This window comes from Marinobacter salsuginis (assembly GCF_009617755.1).
In the GTDB taxonomy this organism is placed as follows: domain Bacteria; phylum Pseudomonadota; class Gammaproteobacteria; order Pseudomonadales; family Oleiphilaceae; genus Marinobacter; species Marinobacter salsuginis.
This window is the reverse complement of record NZ_BGZH01000001.1, coordinates 2,476,843-2,483,642: the sequence shown is the minus strand read 5'-3', so window position 1 is coordinate 2,483,642 and position 6,800 is coordinate 2,476,843. Positions and strand designations below refer to the sequence as shown.

The 6,800-nt window shown below is 52.5% G+C and carries 8 protein-coding genes; 4 read left to right on the top strand and 4 right to left on the bottom strand.

The window, feature by feature from the left end:
• The 3 genes from GJU83_RS11295 to GJU83_RS11285 form a co-directional block, all read left to right on the top strand.
• A partial coding sequence (locus GJU83_RS11295) for an integrase core domain-containing protein (protein ID WP_153634382.1) occupies nt 1–289 on the top strand: 289 nt, incomplete at its 5' end.
• Nucleotides 290–450: 161 nt separating this feature from the next.
• Nucleotides 451–825, top strand: a complete 375-nt coding sequence (locus GJU83_RS11290) for a hypothetical protein (RefSeq protein ID WP_153634381.1) — start codon at nt 451–453, stop codon at nt 823–825.
• Nucleotides 826–1,383: 558 nt separating this feature from the next.
• A complete protein-coding gene (locus GJU83_RS11285) occupies nt 1,384–1,785 on the top strand; it encodes a GreA/GreB family elongation factor (protein ID WP_153634380.1) in 402 nt (133 codons plus the stop codon).
• A 57-nt stretch (nt 1,786–1,842) separates the two neighbouring features.
• On the opposite strand, the gene gdhA is transcribed toward GJU83_RS11285, so the two are convergent.
• The 4 genes from gdhA to GJU83_RS11265 all read right to left on the bottom strand — a co-directional run bounded on the left by gdhA (nt 1,843) and on the right by GJU83_RS11265 (nt 5,839).
• The gene (gene gdhA, locus GJU83_RS11280) at nt 1,843–3,189 is read right to left on the bottom strand and encodes an NADP-specific glutamate dehydrogenase (protein ID WP_153634379.1); all 1,347 of its coding nucleotides are present in this window, start codon (nt 3,187–3,189) and stop codon (nt 1,843–1,845) included.
• A gap of 13 nt (nt 3,190–3,202) precedes the next feature.
• Nucleotides 3,203–3,589: a nucleoside diphosphate kinase regulator gene (gene rnk / locus GJU83_RS11275; RefSeq protein WP_153634378.1), complete on the bottom strand. Its 387-nt coding sequence runs from the start codon at nt 3,587–3,589 to the stop codon at nt 3,203–3,205.
• Nucleotides 3,590–3,860: 271 nt separating this feature from the next.
• Nucleotides 3,861–4,739: an aldo/keto reductase gene (locus GJU83_RS11270; protein WP_153634377.1), complete on the bottom strand. Its 879-nt coding sequence runs from the start codon at nt 4,737–4,739 to the stop codon at nt 3,861–3,863.
• Nucleotides 4,740–4,936: 197 nt separating this feature from the next.
• Nucleotides 4,937–5,839: a LysR family transcriptional regulator gene (locus GJU83_RS11265; RefSeq protein ID WP_153634376.1), complete on the bottom strand. Its 903-nt coding sequence runs from the start codon at nt 5,837–5,839 to the stop codon at nt 4,937–4,939.
• A gap of 120 nt (nt 5,840–5,959) precedes the next feature.
• Here GJU83_RS11265 and GJU83_RS11260 point away from each other — a divergent pair, with 120 nt between their 5' ends.
• A complete protein-coding gene (locus GJU83_RS11260; protein WP_153634375.1) occupies nt 5,960–6,769 on the top strand; it encodes a DODA-type extradiol aromatic ring-opening family dioxygenase in 810 nt (269 codons plus the stop codon).
• The last annotated feature ends 31 nt before the right edge of the window (nt 6,770–6,800 follow it).

Below are 6,800 nucleotides of genomic sequence, written 5' to 3'. Positions count from 1 at the left end.
TCAGTATGCCAGCCGTAAGTTCCGTCAGAGGCTCTGGCGCTATCGAATGACACAAAGCATGAGCCGACGTGGCAACGGCTGGGACAACGCACCGATGGAGAGACTGTTCCGGAGCCTGAAATCTGAATGGATACCGGCTCTAGGATATCGGAACCTCCCCGAGGCGAAAAAAGATGTGGGTGGCTATCTGATGGACTACTACAACCGACAGCGACCGCACACATTCAACGACGGCATTTCGCCGGTTGCGGCTGAGGAAAACCTTAAAATACTGTCCGGGATGAGTTGACCACTACATACGGTTTTTCTTGGGTACATTTGCAAGATTTACTCTTGCCTTTATTTTTATTGTTGCTATGGTTGAGTTTAAAGAGAAATAGAGAGCAACCATGTTTTCACGAAATCACCTCTTGACCACCTTCCATTAAGAACGCGAGCGCGGTTAATTCCGTGCTCGCTATTACTCAAACTATTGCAAAAAACAGCGACACGCATTGCCTCAAACAGAGCTTGAAGCAAGCCATTTTTGCGTTGGCAAATAATCAGTTCTATAACCCGAAAGAAGATCTCTCAACCTTTTCGGTTGAACTGACCCTATTAAACAATTTGCCTGAATACATCGAAAAATTGACTCTAGTGGGGAGCCAAGCCCAATCCTTACAATGCAGTTTGTGGAACAAAAATAATAAGAAAATATTCGGGAGGCTCTCTAGTCGAGCCTTCCCTTTTTCTCAAGTCTTCGGGAGAAATCATCCTCCAATGATATTTGGGCAGCTATATTACTATGAGAATAAAAAACCTTTTTCCCCTGAAGCTTTGCTTTAGCTCAATAGCGAAACAGCAGGCTACCGACAAATTGCACCTTCTCATTGATTCCAATTACTGGAGCGTTAATGAACCGCTACCCAACGCGCACGAACTTTCAGAGCTCCTGGATTGCGATCTCTATATTACGACGCAAGTGACTTACCGTCTGGTTGACGCCGGCATAATTATTAAGGGCCAAGACGGTCGCCTTTATTCATCTTTTCTTACTAAGTAACGGATGAGAGGGGTGCCATAATGGCAAACTTCCAAGCACCAACAAGATTAAAGGTGATCAAGTTGCATGAATAACATGCCGAACTATTCCTAAAAAGCGCATATCGGCAGCGCTCACCTTGATTAAGAGTATCGAAATGAGCAAAGAAAAACCTAAAAAACAGGCGAAAAAAACACTCAAAGAAAAAAGAAAAGATAAGAAACAAAAAAACAGCTGAGTAGACACAGGGGAAAGGGCAACCTTTCCCCTCTGATACCAGAGTTTTAGATGATACCCCATCGTTTTATCTATCAAAATTAAATATTTATGGCTATTTGAAAATTGATGTCTGAGGGCTTGTCATGAACATAGAAGTTGGCTTTCTTGTGTCTATAGATGCGCTAAAAGTCATAAAGACAAAATATCGCCGCTTGATGAAAGCAATTATTCTTGGAGATGATCAAATAGCAATGATTGGTAGCTGGGTCACAATTATGGACTGCGCAGATCGTCAAGCGCATAGATTTCGTTTAGTTGAATCTATTGAGTCTCAAGGCGTCTATCCGAAAGACTTGCCAATTGACTCATCTCTCGGCCTTGCATTACTAGCAAGTAAACCTGGTGACTACATAAAGCTGAGCATAGGTGGTGAGGAAAGCGGAATTGTCATCTTATCAATCACGAACAATAAGGTGGGAGCGAAGGGTCCTGGATCTATTATCAAATCGCAAGCCGATAAACGGCCACCAAGGCCCCTCCAATGAAAAGCTGATAGCACTAGACTGTCACTTCCACCCAACTGGAATATCCAGGTGGAATCGTCAAATAACACCGAACGCTAACATCGCGTCCGCTACCCGACAGAATCCAGTGGTATTGGCGCCAAACACATAATCGCCGGGCCGCCCATATTCCTCAGCCGTCTCGAAACAGGAGCGGTGAATCTCAACCATGATGTCTTTCAGCCGCTGCTCGCTGTAGTCGAAGCTCCATGAGTCACGGGAAGCGTTCTGCTGCATCTCCAGAGCGCTGGTGGCAACGCCACCGGCATTGGCCGCTTTCGCAGGACCGAATAAAGTGCCCGTCTCACGGAACAACTTAACGGCTTCCGGAGTGCAGGGCATATTTGCACCCTCGGCGACGGCCATAACGCCATTACCAATCAATGTCTTGGCGTCTGAGCCCGTCAGTTCATTTTGCGTCGCACATGGCAGCGCAACCTGACACGGCAGCTCCCAAATGGACGCCCCAGCTACAAAATCACTGCCATTCTGGCGACGAGCTGCGTAGTCGCTGATTCTGCCCCTCTCGATTTCCTTGATCTGGCGAACCAGGCCGACATCGATTCCGGCAGGATCGTATAAATAGCCCCCCGAATCGGAGCAGGCGACTACCGTGCCGCCTAGCTGCTGGACCTTTTCCATCGCATAAATCGCAACATTTCCGGAACCGGAGACCACCACCTCTTTGCCCTCAAGGTTTGTACCCTGGGCAGACAACATCTCCCGAACAAAATAAACGGTCCCGTATCCCGTCGCTTCCTTGCGAACTCGGGCACCGCCCCAGCCAAGCCCCTTGCCGGTCAGCACTCCGGATTCGTAGCGATTGGTCAAGCGCTTGTATTGCCCAAACATGAATCCAAGCTCTCTGGCGCCGACGCCTATATCCCCTGCGGGCACATCGGTGTACTCGCCGATATGTCGATACAGCTCGGTCATGAACGACTGGCAAAACCGCATGATCTCGTTGTCAGACCGGCCCTTGGGATCGAAATCCGAACCACCCTTGCCCCCGCCGATCGGCATGCCGCTCAAGGAGTTCTTAAAGATCTGCTCGAATCCAAGAAACTTCACCACACCCAGATTGACGGAGGGATGAAACCGCAAACCACCTTTGTAGGGCCCCAGGGCTGAGTTGAACTCAACCCGAAAACCACGATGAATCTGGACCGTCCCGGAGTCATCCACCCAAGGAACCCGGAAAATGATCTGCCGCTCCGGTTCACAAATCCGCTCCAGCAACTTCGCTTCCTTGTACTCCGGGTGTTTGGCAATCACAGGCGACAAGGACTCCAGAACTTCCAGAACTGCCTGGTGGAACTCTGGCTCCGCGGGGTTTCTCTGAACCACCTGTTCGTACAGCTCGCCAAGGGTGTCTTTCTGATGCATGGGGCTTCCTTATTCAGTTGGCGTGAGTCACATGGATAATTTTCAGACTTAGAGGCTTTTTGCCCGCCAAAGGCCAATCGATACGGTCTCCTACGCGAAGACCCAGCAGGGCCGCACCCGCCGGAGCCAACACGGAAACGCACTTCTCGCCCGCCTCTCGCCGAGTCGGGTAAACGAGCCTTAACGTGTGCTCTTCATCGTTACCCTCATTTTTGAAGTGAACCAGAGAATTCATAGTCACGGTGCCTGATGGCAGCTTCTCAACGTCAACCAGCGTCGCTCGATCAAGCTCCAACGAAAGCGCTTCTGCTGTCTCGTTGCCGTGTGGTTGTTTTTCCAACATGGCGGACAAACGATCAAAATCATGCTCTAAAACAAAAATATTCGGACGATCGGACATACCGACTCCTCAAGGCCCTGGTGGCAAAGTTCAGTTTGGGAAGAATTTCAGAGGGTCTCGCCGAATTCGGCGATTAGTACGGCGAATTCAGCGAGAGGAATGGAAAGCGATGAGGCACAACGAATCCGTGAACGAGATCCTCGGGAAAACTTGACGAATTCCAGTGCTGGAGAATGTCACAGATAACAAACCTATTAAAAGAATCATGTCCGAATAAGATAGCCCAAAGCCAAAGATAAAGAAACGGGCTCTAGTGACCTGCCCCCAGTCTTTAATCCAACTGCTTCCTAGTAATGTCCGTTACTTGACCCTGACCCCGTATTAGGTCCACCCAGAGTTGGAAAAATCCGGCACTCAGCGCGTCCATGTCGGCCTGTGCGATCTCGAAATCCACCGCGGCGTTGTTCGCCATGTGGTCCGGGTTGGCGGTTTTCGGCAACTGCAAGAGGCCCAGTTGCAGGTCATAGCGAATACAAAGCTGCGGCACGGAGACGTTGTACTTCTCTGCCATTTTGACAATCGCTTCGTTCTTGAACAACTCTCCATGACCGACCGGGGAATAGGCCTCAACCAGCATGCCTTTATTGCGTGAGTAGTCGATCAGCGCACTCGGCACATTGGTGACGTGCGCCAGGATCTGATGAACCATGGGCGCCACGTTGCAGCTTTCAAGAATAGTATCGATGTCCCGTTCCTGAAAATTCGACAGACCGATGGCCTTCAGCTTTCCGGCCTTGTAGGCGTCTTCCAGGGCACGCCAGGCTTCCTGATTGCCCTCAGGGAAACGGTCCTCGGACCCGAAGTGATCCCAGGGTTGCGGGCTGTGGATGATCATCAGATCGAGGTACTCGAAACCCATTTTCTCGAGCGATTCCTCTATCTTAGCAGCGGCCTCATTATAGGTCTTGTGACGGGCAGCCAGTTTGCTCGTGACAAACACTTGCTCACGCTCCAGAGAACTGGCGCGCACACCGTCCGCCACCTCGGCTTCGTTACCGTAATCCTGGGCCGTGTCGATGTGCCTGTAGCCAAGCTCGATGGCTTTTTTGACGGCATTTGTGGCGGATTCGCCCTCAATCATCCAGGTTCCGAGGGCAAGCTTCGGAATCGTAATACCGTTCGACAGTGTATAGGTCTCTTTGAGAATCATAGCGATCGCTCTCCTTTATTCAGCCTTGATTTTCCGAACGTGATGGCACGAGTTTCGGAAATGAGGCGTTCAGGGATGGGACCATGGCCTCATGCTGTAAAGTTTGCTCTGAAAGCATGGGCGCTTAGATACACGATCCGGTCGGTTGATTGCCTAAAACTCCAGCTCCGCCGCTTGCCGGGTCGGAGCTGTGGTTGTCACCTGGAACTGACCGAGAACGCCTCCACCAGGAAATCAATCATCGCGCGGACCTTGGCCGGGAGGCGTCGATCGGGCGGAAACAGTACGTGCAGGCCGCCAAGCTGCACCACCGGAACATCCAGCACCAGTTCCACGAGGGTTCCATCGCGCAGCGCGTCGGCAACAATAAAGTCGGGCTGGTAGATCACGCCCTGACCGCCCACGGCGGCTGCCAGCAGTGCATCGCCGTTATTCGCCTTGAGCGGACCCTGTATCGGGACTTTTACCTCACCGTTGCGGCCAAACGACCAGGTTCCATCGCCCTGCTGGGAAGACAACGAATAGCTTAGGCACTGGTGACTACTCAGTTCAGAGACTTTGCGAGGGGTACCACAGCGCTCCAGATAATCTGGCGCGGCACACACCCGCATCGGGTAGTCTCCCAAATGCCTCACTTTCAGATCACTGTCGGCCAGGTGCCCGATTCGAATCGCGAGATCCCATCCCTCCGCAATCAGATCCTGCTGCGCATCGCTCAATCCGAGTTCTATGTGAACGTGCGGATAGCGGCGACTGAATGCCGGCAACAGGGGGGCGATATAGTGAGTGCCAAAAGACAGGGGCACGTTCATCCGTAGCAGGCCAACGGCCTGATTACCCTGGGCCGCCAGCTGCGACTCGGATTCTTCGAGATCCAGGAGGATTCTCTGGCAGGTGGCGAGGTAGTCCAGCCCCGCATTGGTCAGCGTCAGGCGACGGGTGGTGCGATGACACAGGCGCACGCCCAGCCGTTGCTCAAGTGCGTCCAGATGCTTGGTGGCCATCGCCGGCGAGATCCCCAGATCACGGCCGGCTGCAGAGAGACTACCCAGCGTTGCGGCCTGAACAAACACTCGCATGCCGGTAAAACGGTCCAACATTATTTTTAACTCTCAGTTAAAACTGATCCTAAATTTAACAGGTTCTCTTTCTAAAGGTGGATAGTTATCGTTGCTTGGCAACGCTGTTTCCACAGACTGCGGTCAGGAGAGGTAGTTCCGATGCACCATAAAGCAACACAGCCAGTACTCTTTATTCCTCACGGCGCGGGGCCCTGCTTTTTTATGGACTGGAACCCGCCGACCACCTGGAATGGCATGGCTGAGTTTCTGGCCAACGTAAGCACCTCATTGCCGGAACCACCCAGGGCCATTCTCATGGTATCCGCCCACTGGCTTGCCCCCGAGTTCACGGTGACGTCGGGCCAGCAGCCGGATCTGATTTACGACTACTACGGTTTTCCCGAACACACATACCAGCTCAGTTACCCCGCAGAGGGCATGCCTTCGTTGGCCAGTGAGGTTGTCTCAAGGCTCAAAGCTGCCGGCATTGAAGCCCATGAAGACGCCCACCGCGGGTTTGACCACGGTATGTTTATTCCACTGAAGCTGATGTTTCCGGAGGCCGACATCCCGGTGGTCCAACTGTCGCTGAAGGCCGATATGGACCCGGTTTCTCACCTTGAAGCGGGCGAGGCCCTGACCGGTCTTCGCGAAGAAGGCGTGCTGATCATCGGCAGCGGCATGAGTTTCCACAACATGCGAGGTTACGGCGATGCCCGCTACACCCAACCATCGGAAACGTTCAACGATTGGCTGGTCAATGCCGTCCACGACACACCCGCTGAACGGAAACGGGCGTTGGGCAACTGGACCACGGCACCCCACGCCCGGGATTGCCATCCACCCCGCGCAGAGGAGCACCTGATACCACTGATGGTAGCGGCAGGTGCCGCAGACGCGGACCAGGGGCGCACCGTCTACACCGAAAACGTTTTGAAAACACGGCTTTCGGGATTCCGTTTCGGATGACGATGGCGTGAAAGCAAATTCAAAAAACCTT